We start from the raw sequence: 21,899 nt of genomic DNA, 5'->3' as shown, positions 1-21,899 counted from the left end.
GACGCCATTTGAGCCCAGAGGCCCCGAGGACCGCGCGATGTGACCCTTGACACCATCTTTATGCGACCGTAGTGTATCGATAAGATTCAATTATCTCCTCGTGAGGCTCAGGTCGGCCTACCGGTAAAAAACCGCCACCACTTGCTTCGGGCGATGGAGCCGAGCCGTAGGGGCGGGTAGAAACCCGAGTGAACAGGACATGTCGAAACCTCGGGAATGATCGCTGGAAGAAAGGTGACACGACATGCAGAACAAGAATGAATGGTCGCGCAGAACCTTCTTGAAAGGCTCGAGCTGGTTTGCGGCCGCAGGTATCGCCGCTCCCCTTCTCAGCTCCTGCGCTGGCCCGACCGCCAACAGCGCCACCAGTTCTTTGGATGCTCTGAAGAAGCAGGGATTCGTCAACGTCGGCGTCTTTGGGTCGCCGATCTGGGGGTACACCGACAAGAGCGGCCGCGTCACCGGTGAGGCGCCTGAAGTAGCGCGAGCCGTGTTCAACAAGCTGGGGGTGCCCGATATCAAGGCCACTCAGGTTTCATTCGACCAACTCATCCCCGCACTGAATGCTGGCCAGTTCGACGTGATCTGCGCCGGGATGTACATAACGCCTGCACGCTGCAAGAACGCTCAGTTCTCTACTCCTGACCTCATCGTCCTCGAGGCATTCCTCACGCCTAAGGGCAACCCATTGAACATCAAGACCCTGCAGGACGTCGCAAGCAAGAATGCCAAGCTCGCCATGCTGAGCGGCACACCCGAGAAGGACTGGGCCCTCAGCGCGGGCGTCAAGGCCGAGCAGATCACCGTCTTCGACGGGAACCAGCAGATGCTGGAAGCTGTGCAGACGGGGAGAGTCAACGTCGGCATCTCTACCGACCTCACCATGAAACAGCTGCTCAAGCAGAACCCAAATGCACCCCTTGAAGTCGCTGCCGAATTCCAGCCCTCACTCAACGGCAAGCCGGTGACACCAGCCAGCGGTTTCGTGTTCCGCCAGGGCAACCAACAGCTCGTCGATGCCTTCAACCAACAACTCACGGCCATACATGACAGCGGCGAGTGGCTGAAGATTGTGGAGCCTTTCGGGCTGACCAAGGACAACCTCCCGCCGAAGGATCTGACCACCCAGCAGCTCTGCACAGCAAGCTGAACGGTCAGCCCCCATGAACGATTTCGGCTACTTCCTCACCGTCCTGCTCAGAGGGCTGGTCCCCACCGTCGAGCTCTTCCTGCTCGGCGCCGTAATGGGCACAGTGATCTCATTCCTCGTAGGCCTGTCCCTGCTCCACCGTTCAGTCATCACGCGGCTTCTCGCCCGGATCTACGTGGAAGGCTGGCGCGGAACCTCCGAAGTGGTCCAGATGTTCTGGGTCTACTTTGCGGTTCCAGTCCTGATCGGATTCCAGCTCGTGCCACTCTGGGCGGGCGCCCTCGTTCTCGGCCTGAATACGGGGGCCTATGGCGCCGAGATCGTGCGAGGGGCGGTCCAATCCGTGGACAGGGCCCAGTATGAGGCTTGCGTCGCATTGAACCTGACGCGAGCTCAGCGGATGACCCGCATAATCCTGCCGCAGGCCGTCCCCGAGATGATCCCACCGTTCAACAATCTCTATATCGCCGTTCTCAAGGGCACCGCGCTGGCCTCGCTGATCAATGTCACGGAGATGACCTACCAAGCCAACCAGGTCCTCGTGGTCAGCTACCCCGGCCAGACCCTGGCGATCTTCATGATGATGCTCGTCATGTACCTGGTCCTGTCCATCCTCATCACCGCAGGGATGCGTGTCCTGGAACGCAAGGCGGCAAGGATGCTCGGCAAGAAGGGGACTCGACCCTCTCGCTCGGCGAGTGCCTTGCGGCCTGTGGCGGGGATAGGAGGTCCCCGATGAACGTCTGGGATTGGAACTTCGCCGCCAGCATCATTCCGTCCCTGCTCGACGGGCTCCTGGTGACTCTCGAGGCAACCGCCCTCGGTTCCCTACTCGCCTTCGTCCTCGGGCTCATGCTGGCCCTGCTCCGCTACTCGCCGCTCTTCGTGGTGAGCAAGGCCGCATGGGGCTTCATCGAGGTCGTCCGCAGCACACCGCTGCTCGTACAGCTCTACATCTGGTTCTTCTTGCTCGCACAGTGGGGGATCACCCTGGGCTCGATGACGGCAGGAGTTCTGGGCCTCGGCGTCCACTACGCCACCTACACCGCCGAGGTCTACCGTGCGGGCATCGACGCGGTGCCAAGGGGACAGTGGGAGGCTGCCCGCGCGCTCAATCTTCCCCGCGGACGCACATGGGTCGGCATCGTGCTGCCGCAGGCGATTCCACGGATGATCCCGGCGCTTGGCAACTATGTAGTCTCGATGTTCAAGGAAACACCGCTGCTGCTGACCATCGGGGTCCTGGACATTCTTGGGCAAGCACGTGGGGCTGGGGCCGAGGCATATCGCTTCATCGAGCCGTACACCCTCGCTGGCATCCTCTTTCTCGCACTGAGTTATCCATCTTCAATTCTGATCAGGAGGTTGGAGCGTCGTGTTCTCCAGCACTAGGCACCCACAAGAGGCGGTCCAGACGGCCGACATCGAGACCGAACAGCCCATGGTGCGCTTCAACTCCATCATGAAGGCGTTCGGAGACCAGGTCGTCCTCAACGAGCTCGACCTAGAGGTCGGCAGCGGCGAAAAGGTCGCTCTCATCGGACCGAGCGGGTCCGGCAAGACAACCATCCTCCGCATGCTGATGACGCTCGAACGGCCCGATGCGGGAACCATTTATGTCGACGGAGACCCGCTCTGGCACATGGAACGTAATGGAACTACGGTACCGGCCGACGAAAGGCACCTTCGCCAGATGCGGACGAAGATCGGCATGGTCTTCCAGCAGTTCAACCTGTTCCCCCATATGACGGTGCTGCGCAACATAGCCGAGGCGCCCATCCGAGTACTCGGGATCCCTCGAGCCGAGGCCGAAGAGCGAGCGCGCCATCTGCTTGACCAAGTCGGCCTCGCCGGGAAAGCCGATTACCGTCCGAGCCAGCTCTCCGGGGGCCAGCAGCAGCGTGTGGCCATCGCCCGGGCCATCGCCATGCGACCGAAAGTCATGCTCTTCGACGAGGTAACCTCGGCGCTCGACCCCGAGCTGGTCGCCGAAGTGCACGCGGTACTGCGTGACCTCGCAACCGAGACTGGCATGACTATGCTGCTTGTCACCCACGAGATGAACTTTGCCCGGGACATTGCCGACCGCGTGCTCATGTTCGATCAAGGACGGATCATCGAGAGCGGGCCACCGGAGCGCATCTTCACGCATCCCGAGAACGATCGCACCAAATCATTCCTGCGCGCCGTACTCGAAGCCACCTGATCGACGGCCGCTGTCCGCCCCTTGGATCAAGACGTTCTCAACAGCTCCCTCGATTGCAAGCAATGGCAGCGAGGCGGGTTCCAATGTGTAGAGATCGTAAGTCGGCAATTTTCTTCAGTGAAAATCTCTCCGGTGACGTGTTTCCCCACGGGGCGATTGGCGATCTAAGGGCGTTCGTCCTCTTTCTGAAGGACGTTGGCCAGTTGAGCAGAAAGTACTGGTAAGGAGAGCTAGGAACAATTATGGCTCACGGATGGCTGGCCAAGCTGGAATGCCCCAGATGCTGCTACAGGCCGGAGGTCAAGGACGCGGCCAACTACTTGGGCTGCCCGAGATGCCGAGCCGAAATCGGGATCCCGGTCAACTATTTGGCCATGTCTGCGCCTGCGACGGGGGAGAAGTTCGATAAAGCGCTCGCTCGAGACCCAAATCTTGGCATTTGGCGATGGGAATCTCTCCTGCCGGTTCATTCCGAAGCTCCAATCACTCTGGGGGAGGGCAATACTCCGCTCATACGGTTGGATGGGGTCGGAAAGCGGTCGAAGGCCGGCAGCCTTTACCTCAAGAATGAGGCCTCGAACCCCACCTGGACGCACAAGGACAGACTGTCCGCCGCCGCGGTCACGGCCGCATCGGTGCTCGGGGCCTCGGCCGTGGTCGCCGCCTCGACTGGGAACCATGGCGCGTCCATCGCCGCCTACGCCGCCCGGGGCAACATGCGCTGCATCATCTCAACATATACCTGGGCGCCCGAGACGATGCGGACGTTGATGGAAGTGTACGGCGCAGAGGTCCACGGGTTCGAGCGTAGCGAACAAAGATACGAAATGATCGCCGTGGGGGCTGCTGAATCTGGCTGGTACCCGTGCTCGAACTCCACCTGGCCACCCGTGGGCAGTCCGCCGTACGGGGTGGACGGCTACAAGACCATTGCGTACGAACTGTGGGAGCAACTGCCGAACCAGTCAATTGATGCCGTGGTCGTCCCTACGGGATACGGCGACTGCATCCGTGGAATCGCTCGCGGGTTCGACGATTTGCGCGAGGCAGGCGTCGTCGACTATTCGCCGAAGCTAATTGCGGCCGAAGTGTTCGGAAAGATCAGCCGTTCACTCCGTTCGAGCTCCAATGATCTGGGTCCCGAGTCTGTGCATCCAACCACGGCATTTTCCATCAGCAACGAATGCACCACCTACCAGGCTCTTGATGCCGTTAGATCAAACGGTGGTCGGGCGGTCAGCGTATCCGAGGAGGACATCCTGGGCGCTCAGGTTGACCTCGCGCGGCTGGATGGATTGTACGTGGAGGCTAGCTCTGCGGTCGCGGTGGCAGCAGTCCAGCAGGCGTTTCGGTCAGGGATCCTGCATCACGACGACACCGTGGTTCTGGTCTCCACGTCTTCGGGCCTGAAAGACCCGGGGACCACCGCCGAATTCCTGGCGCAGAGGAAAAGGCGCTCGGATGTGGGCGCCTCCGACGCAACCCCGTCGCAAAGCGACGGGATCCAGCGTGCAGATGTCTAGTCATCTCGAGTCCATCCGCATGGAAAGAATCAGCACGTTGGACACGTGCCCGAGACCCACGAGCGGCTTCCCGACCTTCGCCGTAGCCGGGTCCAGTAGAAAGGTGAAGAGCTATGAGCAAACCGGCACCCGAGTCCGTCCTCATCACGGCGGCCCAGGTAATCACGTCCTTCGACCCGCCGGGGGTGCTCCCGAATTCAGCTGTGGGCGTGCGGAACGGGCGGATCGATTGGGTGGGAAACCGCCACGAAGCGTCCCCCGAGAAGTATCAGCAGCACCTGGATGTGGGCGGAACCATCATGCCCGGTTTGATTGATGCCCACGTCCATCTCGCCTTCGACTCCCAGGAAGCCGATCCCGTTGCCCACGCGGTGTCCATCTCGCCTGAAGCGCTCAATGGCACGATCGCCGACAACGCGGCACGGTTTCTCCGATCAGGAGTGACAACGGTCAGAGACCTGGGATCGCCCCCGGGGACCGTCTTGGAGTTCGGCAGGAGCGTTCAGAATGGGTTCGCCGCGGGACCGACGGTAATCGCAAGCGATCACCCCCTGACCCGCCCGCGCGGGCACCTTTGGGCGTTCGGCGGACAGGTCGACACAGTACGCGGAGCCGATTCGGCAGTCTCGCATCTTGCTGCAGCAGGCGCAAAGGTCATCAAGGTCATGGTCACAGGAGGGCGCATGACAGCGGGGACGAGTCCCGTGGCCGTGGAATTCCGACCGGATCTGCTGTCAGCGGTCGTTGCCCGGGCACATGCCGAGGGCCTTTCTGTCGCCGCGCACAGTCTCTGTGCGGAAGGCGTTCGTGCAGCGGTCGCTGCCGGCGTTGACACGATCGAGCACGGAACATTCATAGAAGCCGACGGAACGCCTTCCCCAGAAGCCCGTGCGATGGAGCTTGCGAGACAGATCGCCGATGCAGGCACGTTCGTGTGTCCAACACTCCACGATGCCCATCCCCACCCGATCAGCTTCGAGCAGCGGGGACAGTGGGTGCGGACACTCTGGGAACAGGGGGCACGAATCATCCTGGGGAACGACACGGGCATCCCTGGCCTTCCACCCGAACAGTACTGGGGGGGCATCCATGCTTTGGAGATGGCCGGCATGAGCCGTGAGGCCGTGCTCCACGCTGCCACCGGGATGCCCGCCTTGGCCATGGGCATTTCCGCCGAGGTTGGCGGCCTCGCTGTCGGCATGCGCGCCGATCTTCTGGTCGTGGACGGCAACCCCATAGCTGACCTCCGACACCTGCAAAGACCGACGCTGGTGATGGCGCGAGGCCTGATCACATCTCCTCAATCCCAATCAGAGGAGGACCCATGGCAAGCGTCTCCCAGCTCAAGGCGATGAGAAGGTGTCGCATCGAAGACTGGTCCCTATTGACTGGCGCGGAAGTGGAGGTGCGCCTTCGCGGACAGACTGTATGCCGGGGCCTGGTTGATGCGACAACGGCAGACGGAAGGATCATCTGGGTATATCCCGCCGGTGGAGAGAGAAGACTGTACGAGAAATCCCAAGCCTACGAGGTGTGGGCAGACCAGGGACATTCCCTCTTTCCGAGCAGAATCAGCATCTAGCGGCACCTTCGCCTTGAGGATCCCGTCTCCAAATGGGAGCGGCGCAACGAAAAGTCCACGAGCACCTAGATCCGGCGTTCGGGCCGCCGGAATTTGTTTCCGCATAACGGGAACCGTCTGCTTGGTTTCCAGACACGGGAAGACAATCTAACAGCACGGCCGGGCGGGCGTTGACAAAGGAGCCAAGTGTGCCGGCGTTCATAAGTCGCGCACGTCTTCACTCTCGCCTGGTTCACTTTTGAACGAAGAGAAGGAAATGTTTTGACTGATCCAATTGGGTTGGGTGCGGTAGGGACACAGTCCTCGGACCGCGTCCGAGTCGAGAGCCTGAGTTGGGCAACGGCGAACGGTGCGGTAAATGCCGTCGCCAATGCCGGGCTCTGTGTCCTTGAGTGCCCTGAATGCCATCAAAGACCGGACATTGCAAATCTCCAGAACTACCTCGGGTGTACGGACTGCTCATTGCGACTGGGCATTCCTGTGAACTACACAATCGCTTATCCGGCTCCGGCGACGAAGGCACAGTTTGAGGTTGCTCGCGCTCTGCCCGCGACCCGAGGCATCTGGCGGTGGTCCGCGATGCTGCCGGTAGAGGATCCCAACCCGGTCAGCCTAGGCGAAGGGAACACTCCACTGGTCCATCTGCAGTCGCTCGGGCCTCGCCTTGGGCTGGACGGACTGTACCTGAAAAATGAAAGCACAAACCCAACCTGGTCCCACAAGGACAGGCTCTGCGCCTCCGCCGTGACCGCGGCCCGAGCCCTGGGCGCCCAGACGGTCGCCGCGGCATCGACCGGCAACCATGGTGTGTCGTTGGCGGCATACGCTGCCCGGGCTGGCTTGCGCTGCGTGATCTCCACCATCAGCAGCGTGCCCGACACGATGAAGATCTTGATGGAGGCGTATGGCGCGGAACTCCAGGTAGTAGAGGACTGGAACGAGCGGTACCAATTGATCGCCGACGGCGTCCGCGACGAGGGGTGGTTTGCCTGCAGCAATAGCACGGCCGTCCCGGTCGGTAGCACCCCTTACGGTGTGGATGCATATAAGACCATAGCGTACGAACTGTGGGAGCAATTCGGAGGAGCCCCGATCGGAGCCGTTGTGGTCCCCGCCGGCTACGGGGACTGTCTCGCCGGGATCGTCCGCGGATTCGAGGACCTCAGGACCGCAGGGCTGCTAGAAGCCTGGCCGAAGTTCATCGCGGCGGAGGTCTTCGGCCGGATCACGCAATCGTTGAAATCAATCGAACCGACGACGGGCCCCTACGGAGTGAGCCCCACGGCGGCATTCTCCATAGGAGGTGCATACACCACCCATCAAGCTCTCTACGCGCTCCGGACATCGGGGGGAACCGCGGTCAGCGTCAGCGAAGACGAGATCCTGGAAACACAGGCGTCCCTGGCTTCTCTAGAAGGATTCTACGCGGAAGCAAGTTCATGCGTGGCAGTAGCAGCAGCGAAAATTGCTTGCAGGAGCGGACTGATCTCGTCGAATTTGCCGAGCGTCGTCGTATCGACCTCAACAGGCCTAAAGGACACGAAGGCCACCCAGAAATGGTTGCAGCAACACCGCGAGAATCCCGTGGTGCGGGTTGGGGAGCGATCTGATTTAACCGTGTGAGGCTCACCACTACCTCTGGGAGCGTCAGCGCTCACTTCGCTTCACGATCTCCAGCATCGTCGGGACAGTGGACACGACTGAGGCTGAGGGGATCCGGACGGACCGGTTCGGGCGGGCTCAGCGAGCGGTCTTCCATAGAACCGAAACCTCGAAGCAGCCAAGTTGAAAAAATTCATTTGATTTCAAATTAGAGAAATGAGAGGTCTATCATGACAAGCGTTCTTCGTTCCGGGAGGTACGGTCTTGCGCCCATTGCCTCGCCTGACGAGTTCACCAGCCGAGTTCGGCGGTTGCAGGATCAGATGGAGAAAGCTGGAATTGATGTGGTCGTTCTCACATCACGGGAGAACTTCGAGTACTTCTCGAGCTACAGGACCGTGGGGTGGACCTACCATGCGCGTCCCGCCTTCTTGGTGATCGGCAGGACAGCCGATGTGATCGTGGCTCCCGAGTTCGAGCAGTACGCGATCGCTGATTCAGACGCCTCCTCCGAGGTCCGCCTCTACAGCGGATTCCTGCCAGAAGCGGCAGACGCCGTGGTCGAGGTCAGTCGCTCGCTTCAGCCGAAAGGCGCCACGGTAGCCATCGACTACGGACACGAATTGGCGGGTAGGGGTTCGCTTCCGCTGGTCGAGGGGCTAGCCAAGCTGGGCAACCTCGTTGAAGCTGGCGGGGTCATCTGGAAGGTCAGGGCAATCAAGAGCCAGTTCGAACTGGACCTGATGCGGGTGACGTTCGACATCGCCAATCGCTCCTTCGACGATGTCCTGCAATCGGTCGAAGTTGGCATGACCGAGGTGGACGTCTACAGGGCGCTTCAGGTCGAGCTGATCAAGAACGGTGCCGAACGCGTGGATCCCTTCCCCGTCCTGTTCGGCAAGGGCGGCATCCGGTTCACCAGGCTGCCATCGAACCGCCGTCTCGAGATGGACGACTACCTTTGGACGGACTTCCGGGCCTGCTATGGCGGCTACCCCGCCGACCGGAACAGGACTGCCCGAGTAGGGGCGCCGAGTTCCGCTGAGCGCGATGCTTATGCGGCCGTCCGAGGCGTCACGGTGGATCTCTGCAAGGGGATTAGAGCCGGTTGGACGGGGGCCGAGGCCTACGCCCTATTCCTGGATCTGTGGAACGCAGCGGGATTGAAGGAGCTCTACGGCGGTGTGGGGCGTGTAGGACACGGCGGTGGGATCGGGGTCACCGAGCCGCCCTCGATCGGACCGGATAGCAGCGAGATCATCGAACCGGGCATGGTCCTGCACCTCGAACCCAAACTCGATGCGGGAGGCGTTTTCCAGTGCGAGGAGATCATCTGGGTGGGCGAGGAAGGCAACGAGTTCCTCAGTGAGCTCTCTCCCGCCGAGATGCCGATCATCGCGGGCTGACCCAGCCGCGGCTCGTTGATGTGAGGAGACCTTGGGTTGGAGGCAGCCATCCAGGCCCCGCCTCCAACCCAAGGTCCTCCTCAGTGGGGAACCCTACGCTCAGCTCCGCTAGAGTCCTGTCGCAAAGAAGCCCTCCACCGCTCGGCTGGTCGGGGACTGAGACGGGGAAAACCGCTGTGCAGTTCAGCGAAAGCGACTCCACACAGCTTGTGGTAACCCTTGAAGTGCACCGCCCGCCCCGCTCGAAATTTTTCGGTTCAGGTTTTCGCAGCCGGGCTGCCTCCTGCACGCTTGCCCAGACTCTCACGCCCAAAGGTACGAGATGTCCAAGGGGGCCCGAGCAGGATGCAGGGGCGGGATCCTTCTCCGGCCCGGAGAGTCAGAGCTCCGTCTGGAACAGCCGTCCCCACCCGTATATCGCATCGCCGACTCCTGCCAGCCGCAGGGCGTGCCAGCAGAGTGCCTGGTTCGACGAGATGAGCGATTTGCCTGTCTCCCGCTCGAGCTCGGCTAGCACTCCAGCAGCCCGCATCTGAGTGCAGGCGACCACCACCGCATCGACCTCGGATTCGTTGACCAATTGCCTGACGGCGCCAGAGATGCTCGCCGGCCAAATGAACGGTGCGTCAAGCCTGCCCGAACCCGTCTCGTTGTGGAATCTAATCCCCGCCGGGACAGGGTGACCCGCCGCTTCGATCTTCGCGACCATCTTCTCGGCGACCTCTTGGGGGTAAGGCGATACAAAACCGACGCGGGCGGGGCCAAGGGCCCGAAGGGCAGACAGGATTGCGGTGAACGGATCGGTCACACGCGCTTGCGGGGTGAGCGTCTGCACGCGCTGTTCAAGCTCCCCGTACCCGATTGCCATGGCCGCAGAAGTGCATCCCAAGGCGATAACGTCCGACGGGCGCCTGATGTTGATCTGCCTGATAGCCCCGCCAAGGCCGTCGAAGTAGCCCTCCAGAAGATCCATAGTGAGGGGCTGGCTTGGGTTACCGGGGTCCAGCAGACGGCTTTCGTATAGGCCAACGCCGGGGACGTCCAACATCGCTCGGGCTTCATAGGAGAGAGTCTGGTCGCTCGAGAGAACAACCATGCCGATTTGGGCGCGAACCGCGATGCCGCCGTCAACGAGGTAGGAAGCTTTCCCCCACGGTCTGACCGTCGGCCTGCTCTCCGCCATCCTCAGATGGCTCTGGTATGTGGGTCTGTTGCTCATCGGGCCCGCTCCAGGATTCGTGGCGGCGTGGCGACTCGGAGGGGAGTCCGTCGCGGATCCGGGCGAACGAGTACCGAGTGAAGCCAAACCTAGGAATGCAGTTGGAATTGATATTCTTCGATGCTAGTGTCGCGGACTGCACTGTCAAGCAGGCGGACTGCAGTGTCAAGTAGGCAGGCGATCCATTTGGCTGGCTTGGATAACGGTGAGCGATTCCCCCGAGTCAGGCCGAAGCTGTTCGCTCCTAGGGCCGAAAAGGCTCACACCCAGTAGCATCGAATATACGCAATAAAGAGACGGGAAGGATCAACGCCGTGAAGCTGGTCGGAGAGGACAATGGCCACCGGGAAAAGACTTCCGATCTTGACGGAGTCATGATCTCGGTTCACCCCTCCGCATGCTACGACTTCATCGTGAGTGCGCGCGCCCTCTTCAACCCAGATGTCTACAAGCGCGCCGGACACTGGATCGCTGTTGCGCGGAACACTATGGCTGCTGACCTATACCGCCAAGGGCGCCCCTTCTTCGAAGGAGGGGAGACGGCCCTCGGACTCGGCCTGCTCCGCCTGATCCCCACGCTGAAAACCGATGCCGTTCCCGCTGATTTCATTGAGCTTCTCCGAAGCACTCCTGCTGAAGAGTGTGCCCTGATGATGCTCGACACAGGGGAGACGCCCACAGAGGCTCTTGACTTCTACCGGTCAGTCCTGAACCCCCAAGACGACACCCCGGACGGGTTCGAGAAGAAGACCCGGGAGTTCGCCGGGGACTTCGCCGACCGCAGCCTCGAGGTGCTGCAGGACCCTTCGGGATCGAAGGAGAGGATACTTCGCTTTCTGCAGCGCTATCTGGAAACAGTGTTCGGCCCGAGCGTCGACTCCATCCGTGAAGCAGTCGAGAGGGCCGCTGCGTCATCCAAGGACCTTCTCGCCATGCAGCCCGCAGTCTCAACGGTCGAGGCCCTGACAGGTGGGTATACCCTCTCGGCGGCACTTCGCATGAACCAGATCACCCTGGCACCCTCCGTCTTCATCTATCCGTTCATGGCATCTCGAGTGGACGAGCGCAGCGGTGAGGCCTTGATCGTCTTCGGAATCAAGAACGACGAGATACTCGGGTACCGGGAGTCGGGCTCCGAGGACCTGCTGGACGCTCTGAAAGCTCTGTCAAACAGCCATCGGCTCCAAATACTCACCATGCTGCGCGATGGCCCGCTGCCCGGCCCCGAATTCATCAGGCGACTGGGGCTGTCGCAGCCGACCGTGCACCATCATCTTGCCCAGCTCAGATCCTCGGGGCTCATCCGCCAAGTGCGCAGCGGCGAAGGCATGCTCTACAGCTTCCGCCCGGACGCCGCCGAAACACTCGTGAGACGGCTTCAACGGTTCCTCGGAGTCGATTGACCGCATCGCCAGCTAGAGGCCTATCTGAGAAACGGAACACGGTGCCGCGACAGGGTAACGAATTCTCGCCGGTCCCGCGATGGAAGGAATGGCAGAACGTGCAGCGGGGGCCATTTCGGGAAGCCCCGGCTGACGATTCGCTCCATCCCCACGCGGCCGCCCAGTCCGTTATGGGTCGCACCGCCAGGACGGTCGGCTCTAGGCCAAGGGTCCCACTCGATGTGCAGGTGCCGCCAGAGTGGGGAGGGCGCTTCCGCGGACGGAGAGCGTTCTCTGCGGAGTACCTCGCGGCTTCGGTTTTTTCCGTGTTCTCGGCTCCGGTCGCCCCGCCGTCGCGAATAACGACCCCGCAGGGCCCGCCGTGAAGCAACACTCCTTCACTCCGTACAACTCTTATGCGGTCGGAATCGGCGGCTCATCGGGCCCGAGCACGGCTGGGGGACCGTCTCTTCTATAAGCAGCAGCCGACGGTACTCCGGATGTCCGCTAGCGCTTGAGGAGCGAAAGCAGGTCGAAATCAACATCCTGTAGATCCTGTTTGGAGATCTTTCTGCGAGGGAGGAGCCGGCGTGCGGCGATATGGTCACGCGGGCGGTTAACACTCTCGACACAGATGCAAGCGTCGTCACGGAAGTAGAAGACAGACGGGTCGGCGCCGCTACCCGGGCGTAGGACGCGTTCGGTGGCTCCAGATGGAAGTCCGGCGATTTGCAGCTTTAGGTCGTATTGATCAGACCAGAACCAGGGCAACGCGTCATAAGACGTGTCTACTCCCGCGATCGCGGCCCCTGCGACTCGCGCCTGCTCTGTAGCGTTCTGCACCGACTCCAATCGGATGCCCGCGGGATTGAATGGGCTGCGATACGCTGCACAATCACCCGCTGCAAAGACGTTCGCCTGATTCGAACGGGATCGCGCATCCACGACGATGCCGTTCGCGCAATGAACTCCAAGCTGTTGTGCCAGTTCAAGGTTGGGCACGGAGCCGACGCCGACGACGACAACGTCTGCGTCTATGCCCGTGCCGTCCTCCAGAACGACCCGCCGCACCACGCCGTTCTCCCCCTCGAGCGATTGCACCGTGCGAGACGTCAACAGTTTCACCCCCCGATCCCTGTGGGCTGAAGAAAAGAATTGAGACATTTCCGGCGCGACCACCCTGGCAAGCACGCGGTCGGTTGCCTCGATGACTGTTACCTGCTTCTGCTGCTGGACGAGCATTGATGCGACCTCTAGGCCAATGAACCCGGCGCCGATAACGACGACGTTCTCGGCCTCGGCTGTCACGGCCCTCATCAGCCGGGCGTCGGCAACAGACCTTAGGTAATGCACGTTTCGAAGGTCGGCCCCAACACACGTCAGCCTGCGCGCCTGTGCCCCGACGGCGAGGGCCAGAATGTCGAAAGCGACATTCTCGCCGTTAGACAGCATCGCCTTATTCGTACCAGCTTCGAGCGAGACGACTCTGGTGCCGAGTTCAAGATCGATGCGGTTTGCCGAATAAAATGCTGCCGTTCTCAGCGGCGAGAGCTTTTCATTCGGGTTCTTGAGGTATGCCTTTGAGAGCGGCGGACGATCGTAGGGTAGCTCCGGCTCTTCGCTCACGATGAGTATGTCTTCGCCGTACCCATTTTCGCGGGCATGTGCAGCGGTTTCACATGCGGCGTACGACCCGCCGACAATCAGCAGTCTTTGACGCTCGGGCGACATCGGTTCGTCCAGAGCTCCTTCCGGGGATAAGCAAATTGGTTACGCAAGGCAGGACTGTCTGGCCGTTGCGGGAGTAGCTGCGGTAACACGGGTCCTGGCGGTCAGAAGGCAGCATCGGGCGCGACTGTCACGGTCAGTCCGTCGAGCTCCGGGCAGAGTTCGATCTGGCAAGACAGGCGCGAGTTCTCGCGGCGATCCTCGGCAAGGTCCAGCATGGCGTCTTCGGTCTCGTCGGGTGCCTTGAGCTTCGAGCACCAGAGGTCGTCAACGTACACGTGGCAGGTGCCGCAGGACGCGCTGCCTCCACATTGTGCGTTGATATTCACGCCGCCATCGCGGATCGCTTGCATGAGTGTTGTTGCCGAGGGGTCAGCGAGTTCGACCATCTCAGATTGCTGGTCGTAGACCGAGATCTTCATGATGGCATTCTCCTAGAATTTCACGTGCAGGGGACCGAAGTGTCGGTGGGAAAATGAACGGAAGGTTGGAGCCTCTTTTGTTGGGTCAAGGCGCATATCCGGAAGGCGGCTTATGAATACCTTCAGTGATTCACGCATCTTGAGTCTGGCAAGCCACATGCCCAGACAGACCCGCGGGCCGACATTAAATGCGAGGTGGTCAGCAGGAGATTTTCTGTTCAGATCAAGAGCGTGCGGGCAGGCGTAGTGATCGGGATCTCGATTGGCGGCAGCGTGCAAGAGGCAAATCAAGTCGTTCTCCTTGATTTCGGCGCCTCCGAGTGACACATCGCTGTTGGCGACCCTGAACCGCCACTGAACGGATCCCAAGGACCGGAGCGTCTCTTCGACAAAGGCATTGAGAGCGCCCTCCGGATCGCGCGAGACGGCCTCATGAAGCACCCGATCCGACAAGAACAGGTATGCAGCATTCGCTATAGCATGTGAGGTGGTTTCCCCGGCTCCGATTGCAATATCTCTCACGATCGCCATCACCTCGTCCACACCGACGGGTCCATAATGCTCCGGCGCATCAGTCCAGATGCGGCTGATGATGTCGGTGCCGCGCTTGTCCCCTCGCTCGAGGACGAGCGGGCGGAACAGATTGTTTAGTTCATCCGAGGCGAGCTTGGCCTTTCGGGTGAACTCTTCGCCGGAATATCCTCTGCCAATCCAGGTGACGATGTCTTGGTGCCACCGGGAGATGTCTTCGATGAGTTTGTCTTCCCTCCAAGGAAGTCCGAACATTGATGCCATGATTCGCGCCGGCACCACCTCTGAGAATTCGCCGACGAGTTCGGCTTCGCCTCTTCCGATGAACCGATCGACAGCGTCATTGATTACAGGGATGACGTGCTCGTCACGATATTGCGGCATGAGTTTAGGGCCGAGGAGCTTGAGGTAGAGCCGACGCATGCGGGTATGCTCGTCACCGAGCAGCGAGGAAACGCCCGTCCTACCGCCCTTGATCTCAAACGACAGAGGAGGGGCGTCAGACACCGCTATGCGATAAGTGCCTTCGTCGGACTCGATCAGTTTGCAGAGGTCGTAGGCCAGGACGAGCCAGCAGTTCATTCCGGGGTCCCAGATAATCGGTCCTCTCTCTCGCAGCTCCTCGTAGGCAGGAAATGGGTCGCTGTCGGCGAGCGATAACATCGACCAATCTGTAGACGACGGAGAAATGCTCGCGGTGCTCATGTCGAATTCCCTTCAAAAGCGTGCTTCCGTTCCCCGCCAAGGCTGGGTCATATTGCCAGACGGCTATCCGCGATTGCCACTATCAGGCCCAGCTCAAAGCAAAAATGAGCAGTAGGCGGAGTACGCGTCCTTTGTCTTTTCCAGAATAAGCAGCGAATTCCCCGTGGTCCATTACCAATATTTCACCCATCGGTTCCGGGTTGGTACCAATCGTCGAACAACAGCTCTTTGCGCGTCACCATGCGTCCGCAGCCATGTCGGGTTCCTTCCTGGTTGTGGTCGCCGAACGCTCAGGCGAGGTTGGCGATGCCCGGGTAGAGCGGGTGGGCGGCGGCCAGGGCCTCGACACGGGCCTTGAGCGGGCTCAAGTCCTCGTCGGGACCGGCGATGAGGGCCTCGGCGATGACGTCCGCGACCTCGCGGAACGCCGCCTCCCCGAAGCCCCGGGTGGCCAGGGCCGGGGTGCCGATCCGCAGGCCGGAGGTGACCATGGGCGGGCGCGGGTCGAACGGGACCGCGTTGCGGTTGACCGTGATCTCGATCGCGGCGAGCCGGTCCTCGGCCTGCTGCCCGTCCAAGTCGGCGTCCCGCAGGTCCACCAGCACCAGGTGCACGTCGGTGCCCCCGGAGACGACGCCGATGCCCTTGGCCTTCACATCGTCCTGCGTGAGCCGCTCGGCGATGATCTTCGCGCCCGCCAGAACGCGCTCCATCCGCTCGCGGAACTCCTCGGAGGCGGCGATCTTGAACGCGATCGCCTTGCCGGCGATCACGTGCTCGAGCGGCCCGCCCTGCTGGCCCGGGAACACGGCCGAGTTGATCTTCTTGGCGATGTCCGGGTCATTGGTCAGGATGATCCCGCCGCGCGGACCCGCGAGGGTCTTGTGCGTGGTCGACGAGGTGACGTGGGCGTGCGGGACCGGGCTCGGGTGCAGCCCAGCGGCGACCAGGCCGGCGAAATGGGCCATGTCCACCATCAGATACGCCCCGACCTCGTCCGCGATCCGGCGGAACTCGGCGAAGTCCAGCTGCCGCGCGTACGCGGACCAGCCCGCCACGATCAGCTGCGGCCGGTGCTCCTTCGCCAGACGCTCGACCTCGGCCATATCGATCCGGTGGTCATCCTCGCGCACCTGGTACGGGATGACGTTGTAGAGCCGGCCCGAGAAGTTGATCCTCATCCCGTGCGTGAGGTGCCCGCCATGGGCCAGAGTCAGGCCCATGATCGTATCGCCCGGCTTGAGCAGGGCATGCATCACGGAAGCGTTCGCCTGTGCCCCCGAGTGCGGCTGGACGTTGGCGAACTCCGCCCCGAAGAGCGCCTTCACGCGGTCGATCGCGAGCTGCTCGATCACGTCCACGTTCTCGCAGCCGCCGTAGTACCGCTTGCCGGGGTACCCCTCGGCGTACTTGTTGGTCAGCATCGAGCCTTGAGCCTGCATGACCGCGTAGGCGGTGTGGTTCTCCGACGCGATCATCTCCAGGCCCCCGCGCTGGCGGACCAACTCAGCGTCGATGCTCGCCGCGATCTCCGGGTCGAGCTGAGAGATGTCAGCGTCCAGGGACGCGGAGCGGACCTGCTGGAACTGCTGGGCTGCCTGCCGGGACGGTGCGGCGTTCACAGTTCGCCCCCGTTCTTCGATGCGTACTCCTCCGCGGAGAGCAGCGGGCCCTCAGAAGTGACCTCGACCGTGAACAGCCACCCGGCCCCGTACGGGTCCTCGTTGACCAGCGCCGGGTTGTCGATCGCCTCCTGGTTCACCTCGACAACCGTCCCGGACACGGGCGAGTACAGGTCGGAGACGCTCTTCGTCGACTCGATCTCCCCACACGTCGACCCCGCGGTCACCTCACTGCCTGCCTCGGGCAGGTCCAGGTAGACGATCTCCCCGAGTGCGTCGGTGGCGACGGCGGAGACTCCAACCCATGCCATGCTGTCAGAGCGGGTGGCGACCCATTCGTGTTCTTCGGAGTATCGGCATTCCGGTGCGATCTTGGCCATGATTCTTACCTCTGTCTTCCGTGTCTGTCTGCTGGGCTTACTTCTGGCGCTTGTAGAAGGGCAGGGCCACTACCTCGAATGTCTCGGTCCTGCCGCGCAGGTCGACGTCGAGGGTCGTTCCGTTTTCTGAATGCTCGACCTCGACATAGGCCATCGCCACGGGGTAGCCGAGGGTTGGGCTGGGCTGGCCGGAGGTGATCTCGCCGACGAGCTGGCCGCCCTTGAGCACTGGGTAGTGCCCGCGAGCGGATCGGCGGCCGGTGCCCTTGAGCCCCACGAGCCTGCACCCGGCGGATGTTCCGGCCCCTGCCTCCTTCAGGGCCGTCAGAGCAGCCCGACCGACGAAGTCGCCCTCCTTGGACAGCGCGACCACGGCACCCAGTCCTGCAGCGTAGGGGTTGGACATGCGTGAGAGCTCGTTGCCATAGAGGGGCATGCCTGCCTCGAGGCGCAGGGAGTCGCGTGCGGCGAGGCCGCAGGGGATGAGGTCGTGTTCCTCCCCGGCCGCTCCGATTGCGGCCCACAGCCCGGAGGCGTCCTGATTGTCGACGAAGAGCTCGAAGCCGTCCTCGCCGGTGTAGCCCGTGCGTGCTAGAAGCACGGGAATGCTCCCTGCCTCGAGCTGGGCCTCGAGTTCAACGGCCGCGTAGTACTTGAGCCCGGTGACGGCCTCGGCGTGCTCGGCCGGGAACAGCTGCAGGACGATCTCCTGCGCGTTCGGCCCCTGCACGGCAATGAGCGAAGTCGCAGCGCTCGCGTCGCGCAGCGAGACTGCCTCGCCGCCGAACTGCCCACGGCGCGCCTCGAGCTCGGCCGCGACCGTCGCGGCGTTGCCGGCATTGGGAACCACGAGGTAGTCCTCCTCGGCCACCCGGTAGACGATGAGGTCGTCGATGATGCCGCCGTCCTCGGCGCAGATGAGCGAGTACTTGGCCTTGCCGACGGCGACGGCGGAGAGCTTGCCGACGAGCGCGTAGTCGAGGAAGGCTCCCGCGTCGGAGCCGGATACGAAGACCTCGCCCATGTGGGAGAGGTCGAACAGGCCGGCGGTCTCGCGGACGGCGCGGTGCTCGGCGAGCTCGGAGCCGTACTTGAGCGGCATCTGCCAGCCGCCGAAGTCGGTGAAGCTCGCGCCGAGGGCGGCGTGCTGGTCGTACAGTGCGGTGCGCTTCTCGGTGCCGGTGATAGTGGTTTCTGTGGTCATGGAAGTCTCCTGAGACGGTGGTCGGACGGGCGGCCTTGGCAGGGGGATTTCAGTTCTGGAAGGACTCGGCCGGCGGGCAGGCGCAGACCAGGTTGCGGTCGCCCGCTGCTCCGTCGATGCGTCCCACGGGGGCGAAGTACTTGTCCTGGCTGGTCGTCTTCCCCGGGAAGGCGGCCTGCTCGCGCGAGTACGGGCGGTCCCACTCGGTGGCGACGACGGCCGCCGCGGTGTGCGGGGCGCGGCGCAGCGGGGACTCGGCGAGCGGGAAATCGCCGTGGGCGACCTGGTCGATCTCGGCGCGGATGGCGATCATGGCCTCAATGAACCGCTCGATCTCGCCCAAGTCCTCGGACTCGGTCGGCTCGACCATGAGCGTGCCCGCAACCGGGAACGCCAGGGTCGGCGCGTGGAAGCCGAAGTCGATGAGCCGCTTGGCCACATCCTCCGCGGTCACGCCGGTCTTGGCCGTGAGCTCGCGCAGGTCCAGGATGCACTCATGCGCGACGAGCCCGCCCTCCCCCGTGTAGAGGACGGGGAAGTAGGGGTCGAGGCGCTTGGCCACGTAGTTCGCGGCAAGCAGCGCTGACTTCGTGGCCTCGGTCAGGCCTGCACCGCCCATGAGCTTCACATACGCCCACGAGATCGGCAGGACCCCGGCGGATCCGAAGCGCGAGGCAGACACAGGAAGGTCCTCCCCACCGTCCCACTCGGCCGCGTCTCCGGGCATGAACGGGGCAAGGTGCGCCCTGGCCGCCACCGGGCCGACACCCGGTCCGCCCCCGCCGTGCGGGATGCAGAAGGTCTTGTGCAGGTTCAGGTGCGAGACGTCCCCGCCGAACTTGCCCGGCTGGGCCAGACCCACCAGCGCGTTCATGTTCGCCCCGTCGATGTAGACCTGCCCGCCCGCGGCGTGGACGGCGTCGCACACCTCGCGCACGTCCGCGTCGTACACCCCGTGGGTGGAGGGGTAGGTGATCATGATCGCCGCGATCCGGTCCGCGTTGGCCTCGATCTTCGCGGCGAGGTCACCGTGGTCGATCGTGCCGTCCGAGGCGGTCGCCACGACGACGACCTTCATCCCCGCCAGAACCGCCGAGGCCGCGTTGGTGCCGTGCGCGGAGGCCGGGATAAGGCACACGTCGCGCTGGGCCTCGCCCCGGGAGTGGTGGTAGCCGCGGATCGCCAGCAGGCCCGCGAGCTCGCCCTGCGAGCCGGCGTTGGGCTGGATCGAGACCAGGTCGTACCCGGTGATGGACGCCAGATCCTGCTCGAGGTCGGCGATGAGCTCGCGCCAGCCCTCCGTCTGCGAATCCGGCGCGAAGGGGTGGATGCCGGCGAACTCGGGCCAGGTGATGGCCTCCATCTCCACCGCGGCGTTGAGCTTCATGGTGCACGAGCCCAGCGGGATCATCGTCCGGTCCAGCGCCAGATCGCGGTCGGAGAGCCGGCGCAGGTAGCGCATCATCTGCGTCTCGGAGCGGTACGAGTGGAAGACCGGGTGCTGCAGGTACAGGCTCGACCGGTGCATCGCGTCCTCGAGGCCAAAGCCGATCTGGGACGTGTCCGTGCCGTCGCCCGCCGGGCCCGCGCCGAACACGCCGGCAACCGTGGCGATAGTGTCCGCCGTCGTCGTCTCATCGCACGAGATACCCACCGTATTGGCGTCCACGAGGCGGAGGTTGATCCCCTTGGCCTCCGCGGCGGCGACCAGCGCGGCGGCGCGGCGCGGGACCCGGGCGGTGACCGTGTCGAAGAAGCTGCGGTGGACCACCTCGACCCCTGCCGACTCCAGCGCCGCCGCGAGCGTGCGGGCGTGGGCGTGGGTGCGTTCTGCGATCGCCTTGAGGCCCTCCGGCCCGTGGTAGACCGCGTACATGGAGGCCACGATGGCCAGCAGCGCCTGCGCGGTGCAGATGTTCGAGGTCGCCTTCTCGCGGCGGATGTGCTGCTCGCGGGTCTGCAGGGCCAGACGGTAGGCGGGGCGGCCGGCGTCGTCCTTCGACACGCCCACCAGGCGGCCCGGGAGCTGGCGCTCGAGGCCCTTGTGGACCGCCATGAACGCCGCGTGCGGGCCCCCGTAGAACAGCGGCACGCCGAAGCGCTGGGCCGAGCCGACGGCGATGTCCGCGCCCTGCTCGCCCGGGGACTTGATCAGCGTCAGGGCCAGGAGGTCCGCCGCGACCGTCACCATGGCCCCGCGCTCCTTGGCCTCCTTGACGAGATCCGTGGCGTCGGCGACGACGCCGGAGGCGCCTGGCTGCTGGAGCACGAGGCCGTTGATCGGCCCTTCCGGCAGGCCCTTGGACAGGTCGGCGACCTCGACCTCGAATCCGAGCGCGCGGGCACGGCCGACCACGATCGAGATCGACTGCGGGAACAGGTCGGCGTCCAGCACCGTCTTCCCGCCGCCGGGTGCTCCGGCCAAGGCCTTGTTCTTGTTCGCCCGGCGCATCAGCAGCACCGCCTCCATCACGGCGGTGGCCTCGTCCAGCAGGGACGCGTTCGCGATCGCGAGGCCCGTGAGGTCCTCGACCGCGGTCTGGAAGTTCAGCAGCGCTTCGAGACGGCCCTGCGAGATCTCCGGCTGGTAGGGGGTGTAGGCGGTGTACCAGGCCGGGTTCTCCACGATGTTCCGGCGGATGACGGCCGGGGTGACCGTGTCGTAGTAGCCCTGCCCGATCATCTGCACGTGCGGGCGGTTCTTCCCGGCCAGCGCGCGGAGCGCGGCAAGCACCTCGGACTCGCTCAGCGCCGGAGCGAGCTTGAGCGGGGATGACTGCTTGATGCTGTCCGGGACGGCGGTCGAAGCCAGCGCATCCGCGCTGTCATACCCGACCGCGTTCAGCATGTGCTTGATGTCCTCGTCGCGCCGGGCACCAATATGCCTGTCAACGAAGGCTGCGGATTTGGAATGCAGTGTCAAGAGGAACTCCAGAATGACCTGCGCACCGAGTGCGCAGTGGGATGGGGTTCCTCCCCGCTCTGTATTGGACCTGAGAGTTTCCGCAGACCTTGGCTTCTATTGATCCGCTTGCACCGTCGGTGAGCCCGAACAAAGCCCGGGCTGCTTTCCAGAGTCGCCTTGCCGCGGCGGTACAGGTGCCTGAGAGATTCCTGGGGAGGTGTTGCTCCTACGGCGCCGACCGGGTTATGTCGGACTCTCCCGCTGCGGCTTATCAGCAAGTGTGATTGCACCGATAGGCTACATGGTTCGCGGCAAGGAGCCAAGGCCCCAAC

General features: G+C 63.1%; 17 protein-coding genes and 2 riboswitches. Of the genes, 9 read left to right on the top strand and 8 right to left on the bottom strand.

Translation table 11 applies throughout. From position 1 onward, the window contains the following. Positions 1-244: 244 nt before the first annotated feature. The 8 genes from ehuB (at position 245) to LK10_RS04670 (ending at position 9,469) form a co-directional block, all read left to right on the top strand. Positions 245-1,150 carry an ectoine/hydroxyectoine ABC transporter substrate-binding protein EhuB gene (gene ehuB, locus LK10_RS04705; protein ID WP_043120568.1) on the top strand — a complete coding sequence of 302 codons (906 nt, stop codon included), beginning with the start codon at positions 245-247 and terminating at the stop codon, positions 1,148-1,150. A gap of 13 nt (positions 1,151-1,163) precedes the next feature. After that, on the top strand, positions 1,164-1,889 hold the full coding sequence (gene ehuC / locus LK10_RS04700) for an ectoine/hydroxyectoine ABC transporter permease subunit EhuC (protein ID WP_043120566.1): 726 nt from the start codon (positions 1,164-1,166) through the stop codon (positions 1,887-1,889). Beyond that, positions 1,886-2,542 (top strand): ectoine/hydroxyectoine ABC transporter permease subunit EhuD, encoded by a 657-nt coding sequence (gene ehuD / locus LK10_RS04695; protein WP_043120564.1) that lies wholly within the window; start codon positions 1,886-1,888, stop codon positions 2,540-2,542. Before ehuC ends, ehuD begins: the two co-directional genes overlap by 4 nt. 49 nt (positions 2,543-2,591) lie before the next feature. Next, entirely contained in the window at positions 2,592-3,356 is a 765-nt protein-coding gene (gene ehuA, locus LK10_RS04690; RefSeq protein ID WP_043120580.1) for an ectoine/hydroxyectoine ABC transporter ATP-binding protein EhuA, read from the top strand. 374 nt (positions 3,357-3,730) lie between these two features. Continuing rightward, entirely contained in the window at positions 3,731-4,879 is a 1,149-nt protein-coding gene (locus LK10_RS04685; protein ID WP_197061850.1) for a pyridoxal-phosphate dependent enzyme, read from the top strand. 113 nt (positions 4,880-4,992) lie between these two features. Beyond that, positions 4,993-6,234: an amidohydrolase family protein gene (locus LK10_RS04680; protein WP_052206965.1), complete on the top strand. Its 1,242-nt coding sequence runs from the start codon at positions 4,993-4,995 to the stop codon at positions 6,232-6,234. A gap of 806 nt (positions 6,235-7,040) precedes the next feature. Continuing rightward, on the top strand, positions 7,041-8,084 hold the full coding sequence (locus tag LK10_RS04675; protein WP_052206964.1) for a pyridoxal-phosphate dependent enzyme: 1,044 nt from the start codon (positions 7,041-7,043) through the stop codon (positions 8,082-8,084). A 209-nt stretch (positions 8,085-8,293) separates the two neighbouring features. After that, complete coding sequence (locus tag LK10_RS04670) at positions 8,294-9,469, top strand: M24 family metallopeptidase (protein WP_081998277.1); 1,176 nt, start codon at positions 8,294-8,296, stop codon at positions 9,467-9,469. A 379-nt stretch (positions 9,470-9,848) separates the two neighbouring features. On the opposite strand, the gene LK10_RS04665 is transcribed toward LK10_RS04670, so the two are convergent. Next, on the bottom strand, positions 9,849-10,688 hold the full coding sequence (locus LK10_RS04665; protein ID WP_052206962.1) for a maleate cis-trans isomerase family protein: 840 nt from the start codon (positions 10,686-10,688) through the stop codon (positions 9,849-9,851). 314 nt (positions 10,689-11,002) lie between these two features. Between LK10_RS04665 and LK10_RS20730 the strand changes: the two genes are divergently transcribed. Continuing rightward, positions 11,003-12,091, top strand: coding sequence for an ArsR/SmtB family transcription factor (locus LK10_RS20730; RefSeq protein ID WP_052206961.1), 1,089 nt, complete (start codon positions 11,003-11,005; stop codon positions 12,089-12,091). Positions 12,092-12,577: 486 nt separating this feature from the next. Here LK10_RS20730 and LK10_RS04655 read toward each other — a convergent pair whose 3' ends face one another. The 7 genes from LK10_RS04655 to gcvP form a co-directional block, all read right to left on the bottom strand. Continuing rightward, positions 12,578-13,801 (bottom strand): NAD(P)/FAD-dependent oxidoreductase, encoded by a 1,224-nt coding sequence (locus LK10_RS04655; protein WP_043120563.1) that lies wholly within the window; start codon positions 13,799-13,801, stop codon positions 12,578-12,580. Positions 13,802-13,902: 101 nt separating this feature from the next. Continuing rightward, a complete protein-coding gene (locus LK10_RS04650; protein WP_043120561.1) occupies positions 13,903-14,220 on the bottom strand; it encodes a 2Fe-2S iron-sulfur cluster-binding protein in 318 nt (105 codons plus the stop codon). A 12-nt stretch (positions 14,221-14,232) separates the two neighbouring features. Continuing rightward, positions 14,233-15,456 (bottom strand): cytochrome P450, encoded by a 1,224-nt coding sequence (locus tag LK10_RS04645; protein WP_081998276.1) that lies wholly within the window; start codon positions 15,454-15,456, stop codon positions 14,233-14,235. A gap of 290 nt (positions 15,457-15,746) precedes the next feature. Beyond that, the gene (gene glyA / locus LK10_RS04640; RefSeq protein WP_043120557.1) at positions 15,747-17,078 is read right to left on the bottom strand and encodes a serine hydroxymethyltransferase; all 1,332 of its coding nucleotides are present in this window, start codon (positions 17,076-17,078) and stop codon (positions 15,747-15,749) included. Beyond that, a complete protein-coding gene (gene gcvH / locus LK10_RS04635; RefSeq protein WP_043120556.1) occupies positions 17,075-17,458 on the bottom strand; it encodes a glycine cleavage system protein GcvH in 384 nt (127 codons plus the stop codon). Before gcvH ends, glyA begins: the two co-directional genes overlap by 4 nt. A 37-nt stretch (positions 17,459-17,495) precedes the next feature. Then, on the bottom strand, positions 17,496-18,662 hold the full coding sequence (gene gcvT, locus LK10_RS04630; protein ID WP_043120555.1) for a glycine cleavage system aminomethyltransferase GcvT: 1,167 nt from the start codon (positions 18,660-18,662) through the stop codon (positions 17,496-17,498). A 49-nt stretch (positions 18,663-18,711) separates the two neighbouring features. Continuing rightward, entirely contained in the window at positions 18,712-21,585 is a 2,874-nt protein-coding gene (gene gcvP, locus LK10_RS04625) for an aminomethyl-transferring glycine dehydrogenase (protein ID WP_043120554.1), read from the bottom strand. A gap of 49 nt (positions 21,586-21,634) precedes the next feature. Continuing rightward, positions 21,635-21,742, bottom strand: a riboswitch (glycine riboswitch). Position 21,743: 1 nt separating this feature from the next. Further along, positions 21,744-21,838, bottom strand: a riboswitch (glycine riboswitch). Between the last annotated feature and the right edge of the window lie 61 nt (positions 21,839-21,899).

The organism is Sinomonas humi (genome assembly GCF_000802235.1).
Classification (GTDB): domain Bacteria; phylum Actinomycetota; class Actinomycetes; order Actinomycetales; family Micrococcaceae; genus Sinomonas; species Sinomonas humi.
Note: the sequence above shows the minus strand (reverse complement) of the source record. Positions and strands in the feature narration are given on the sequence as shown.

What these genes read in the sequence shown, in the direction of transcription:
- ehuB (WP_043120568.1), top strand. Translation starts at nt 245, where the DNA reads ATGCAGAACAAGAATGAATGGTCGCGCAGAACCTTCTTGAAAGGCTCG.
- ehuC (WP_043120566.1), top strand. Translation starts at nt 1,164, where the DNA reads ATGAACGATTTCGGCTACTTCCTCACCGTCCTGCTCAGAGGGCTGGTC.
- ehuD (WP_043120564.1), top strand. Translation starts at nt 1,886, where the DNA reads ATGAACGTCTGGGATTGGAACTTCGCCGCCAGCATCATTCCGTCCCTG.
- ehuA (WP_043120580.1), top strand. Translation starts at nt 2,592, where the DNA reads ATGGTGCGCTTCAACTCCATCATGAAGGCGTTCGGAGACCAGGTCGTC.
- LK10_RS04685 (WP_197061850.1), top strand. Translation starts at nt 3,731, where the DNA reads ATGTCTGCGCCTGCGACGGGGGAGAAGTTCGATAAAGCGCTCGCTCGA.
- LK10_RS04680 (WP_052206965.1), top strand. Translation starts at nt 4,993, where the DNA reads ATGAGCAAACCGGCACCCGAGTCCGTCCTCATCACGGCGGCCCAGGTA.
- LK10_RS04675 (WP_052206964.1), top strand. Translation starts at nt 7,041, where the DNA reads ATGCTGCCGGTAGAGGATCCCAACCCGGTCAGCCTAGGCGAAGGGAAC.
- LK10_RS04670 (WP_081998277.1), top strand. Translation starts at nt 8,294, where the DNA reads ATGACAAGCGTTCTTCGTTCCGGGAGGTACGGTCTTGCGCCCATTGCC.
- LK10_RS04665 (WP_052206962.1), bottom strand. Translation starts at nt 10,688, where the DNA reads ATGAGCAACAGACCCACATACCAGAGCCATCTGAGGATGGCGGAGAGC.
- LK10_RS04655 (WP_043120563.1), bottom strand. Translation starts at nt 13,801, where the DNA reads ATGTCGCCCGAGCGTCAAAGACTGCTGATTGTCGGCGGGTCGTACGCC.
- LK10_RS04650 (WP_043120561.1), bottom strand. Translation starts at nt 14,220, where the DNA reads ATGAAGATCTCGGTCTACGACCAGCAATCTGAGATGGTCGAACTCGCT.
- LK10_RS04645 (WP_081998276.1), bottom strand. Translation starts at nt 15,456, where the DNA reads ATGAGCACCGCGAGCATTTCTCCGTCGTCTACAGATTGGTCGATGTTA.
- gcvH (WP_043120556.1), bottom strand. Translation starts at nt 17,458, where the DNA reads ATGGCCAAGATCGCACCGGAATGCCGATACTCCGAAGAACACGAATGG.
- gcvT (WP_043120555.1), bottom strand. Translation starts at nt 18,662, where the DNA reads ATGACCACAGAAACCACTATCACCGGCACCGAGAAGCGCACCGCACTG.